The sequence below is a fragment of the Microbacterium sp. Bi128 genome, from assembly GCF_918698205.1.
In genome coordinates, this window is record NZ_CAKKMM010000709.1 from 1 (window position 1) to 2,592 (window position 2,592).

3 protein-coding genes and 1 pseudogene are annotated in these 2,592 nt (G+C 65.1%); 1 reads left to right on the forward strand and 3 read right to left on the reverse strand.

From position 1 onward, the window contains the following. Window positions 1-232, forward strand: a pseudogene (locus tag LQV45_RS25190) (ParA family protein); the annotation flags it as partial. A 146-nt stretch (window positions 233-378) separates the two neighbouring features. Here LQV45_RS25190 and LQV45_RS25195 read toward each other — a convergent pair. The 3 genes from LQV45_RS25195 to LQV45_RS25205 all read right to left on the reverse strand — a co-directional run bounded on the left by LQV45_RS25195 (window position 379) and on the right by LQV45_RS25205 (window position 2,465). Further along, the gene (locus LQV45_RS25195; protein ID WP_028275903.1) at window positions 379-975 is read right to left on the reverse strand and encodes a MerR family transcriptional regulator; all 597 of its coding nucleotides are present in this window, start codon (window positions 973-975) and stop codon (window positions 379-381) included. Window positions 976-1,326: 351 nt separating this feature from the next. After that, window positions 1,327-1,830: a bifunctional nuclease family protein gene (locus tag LQV45_RS25200; protein WP_230009361.1), complete on the reverse strand. Its 504-nt coding sequence runs from the start codon at window positions 1,828-1,830 to the stop codon at window positions 1,327-1,329. Then, window positions 1,830-2,465: a MerR family transcriptional regulator gene (locus LQV45_RS25205; RefSeq protein WP_370119917.1), complete on the reverse strand. Its 636-nt coding sequence runs from the start codon at window positions 2,463-2,465 to the stop codon at window positions 1,830-1,832. Before LQV45_RS25205 ends, LQV45_RS25200 begins: the two co-directional genes overlap by 1 nt. Between the last annotated feature and the right edge of the window lie 127 nt (window positions 2,466-2,592).

Below are 2,592 nucleotides of genomic sequence, written 5' to 3' on the forward strand. Positions count from 1 at the left end.
CACGTTCCGGCTCTCGGAGATGGAATCCATGTTCGGCCAACTGCTGTTGAGCCCGCATATCCCGGAGCAGGCCAACTGGCAGCAGATCCAGGGCGCCGCCCACTCCATCCACCACTGGCCCGGCGACTCGGCCAAGAATGCGGCCGGGCTCTTCGATGCCCTGCTGCAGAACCTGCTGAACCAGGGCGGCGTGGCCCCGGCCGGCGCTGTCCGAGACCGCAGCCTTCGGTAGCCCCGGACTGCCGTACACAGCCCAACAGAAATGAGGCCGCCTTCCCTGTCCGGGAGGCGGCCTCATCTTGTTGTACTCAGGTTCTGTGCTCAGTCATTCCTGTGCTCAGTCGTTGCTGTGCTCAGTCACGTCTGCAGCTGCGGGCGCTAGCCGATCTTGCGGGCCGCCCGGCGTTTGCTCAGCTCGTCGTCGGGAAAGGACTGGTCCGCGGCGTGTTCGCTGGGAAGAGCTGCGAGGCTTCCTTCAACTTCGCGCCATACGCGGCCGACGGCGATGCCGAACACCCCCTGGCCGCCCTGGACGAGATCGATGACTTCATCTGCCGATGTGCACTCGTAGACGCTGGCGCCGTCGCTCATGAGCGTGATTTGGGCGAGGTCCTCGACGCCGCGCTCCCGCAGGTGTTCCACGGCGGTGCGGATCTGTTGCAGGGAGACGCCCGTGTCCAGGAGCCGTTTGACCACCTTTAGAACCAGAATGTCGCGGAAGCCGTAGAGCCGCTGCGAGCCGGAGCCGGCCGCACCGCGGACGGCGGGCTCAACGAGTCCGGTGCGCGCCCAATAATCGAGTTGGCGGTAGGTAATGCCGGCCGCCTTGCAGGCGGTGGGTCCGCGGTAGCCCGCGTCCTCGTCCAGAACGGGGAGATCCTCGGTGAACAGCAGGCCTTGGGCACCGCTGGCGGGCACAGCAACGCCGGCCGTTGAGGCCTGCTTCAGCTCGCCTGCTTCGCCTTTCGGACTCACGTGGACCCTCCTTGTCGTGGGTTCCCCTGGGTTTGTTGCATCGGCAGCAATAGATGTGAACAGCTGCATGACACCGGATGAATATTTCATCCGTGTAATTCAGCCGGACTGCACCTTCCAGTGTGACTTGCGCGGCTACCGTATGCAATGGGAACTTGTACCTTCGACGTTAGGCCTGCCGGGGCCCAAGGTCAAAGACGTTGGGGCTATTCCAAGGGCGTGTCGAAAGTTTCATCCTCGACTTTAACGTTTGGTGCCGCCACAGCTGTCACGCACGTATCAGAAACACCAGCAGTCACAGGCACGCCCGCAATCGCGGCAGGTTCCCTGGCGCCGGTTGCCTGGGCCGGCTCAGCCGCCGAAGTCTTCGGGTTCGACGTCGTCGAGGAACTCGCGGAAGCGCCGCAGTTCGACTTCCTCGTCCACGGCGGGTCCGGGGTGCGTGTCCTCGCCCTCGTCGTGTTCGGTGATCCGGACGCCGGCCTCGTCCATGACGGCGTCGGCGCACCAGATCCGGCACTTGGCGCGCAGGGCAACGGCCAACCCATCGGAGGCCCGGGAGCTCACGGTGGTGCCGTTCTCGAACTGCAGCTGCCCGTAGAAGATGTTGTCCTCCACCGCCACGATGTTGACGCTGACGATCGTGTGGCCCAGGGCCTCGACAACGTCCACCAGGAGGTCGTGGGTCATCGGCCGGGGCGGGATGACCCCCTGCTGGGCCAGGGCGATGGCGCTGGCCTCCGGGGTCCCGATCCAGATGGGCACGTGGCGCTCACCATGGATTTCCTTGAGCAGGACAAGCGGCTGGTTGGACGGCAACTCGATCCGCACGCCGACAATCTCCACCTCAATCATCAGATGTCCATCCTTGAGATGCGGTCGTGGACCAGCGCCTGGTGCAAGGACAGGCAGAGGTCGCTGATTTCCCGGGCCGCCTCGGCGGCGCGGGCGTGGGAGGCTGCGTCCTTGCGGGAGGTCAGGGTGGCCACAGCACGCTCCACGAGCCCGAATTCGCGGTCGGCAGCCGCCTGGAAGGGCCGCAGGTGGCGGGGTTCCAGGCCATGGCTCTCCAGCTGGACGCAGGCCCGCGCGACCTGCAACGCGTGTTCGTCGAATTTGCCGTTGACGTGCCCGATCAGGCCGTAGCTCAGGAGCGATTCCAGCAGTGGGACGCTCGCCCCGGATTCGGCGCGCAGCTGCTCCTCGCTGAGCCTGCGTGCCCGGCTCTGCAGCTCGGAGGCGAGCTCCTCGGAGACAATCCGCGGGGACAACGTGACGCCTGCCGGCAGGTTCTCCGGCCGTTCGCCCCGGTCGATCGCATCCAGGTAGTCCTTGATGACCTTCAGCGGCAGGTACTGGTCACGCTGGAGTGAGAGGACGAAGCGCAGCCGTTCGACGTCGTTCTCGGAGTACTGACGGTAGCCGGCAGGTGTCCGCTGCGGGTTGATGAGTCCCTTTTCTTCAAGGAACCGGATTTTTGACGCAGTCATGCTGGGGAAGTCGTCGCTCAGTTGAGCCAGGACTTCCCCGATGTTCAGAACCTGGGGTCCGCGCCGATCCGCATGTGCCGTGGCCACAGGCAACTACCCCGAAATCAGACGTTTCCTGCTGCGCGGG

Excerpts from the sequence above, each read along its gene's own strand:
- LQV45_RS25200 (WP_230009361.1), bottom strand. The coding sequence starts at position 1,830 with ATGATTGAGGTGGAGATTGTCGGCGTGCGGATCGAGTTGCCGTCCAAC.
- LQV45_RS25205 (WP_370119917.1), bottom strand. The coding sequence starts at position 2,465 with ATGACTGCGTCAAAAATCCGGTTCCTTGAAGAAAAGGGACTCATCAAC.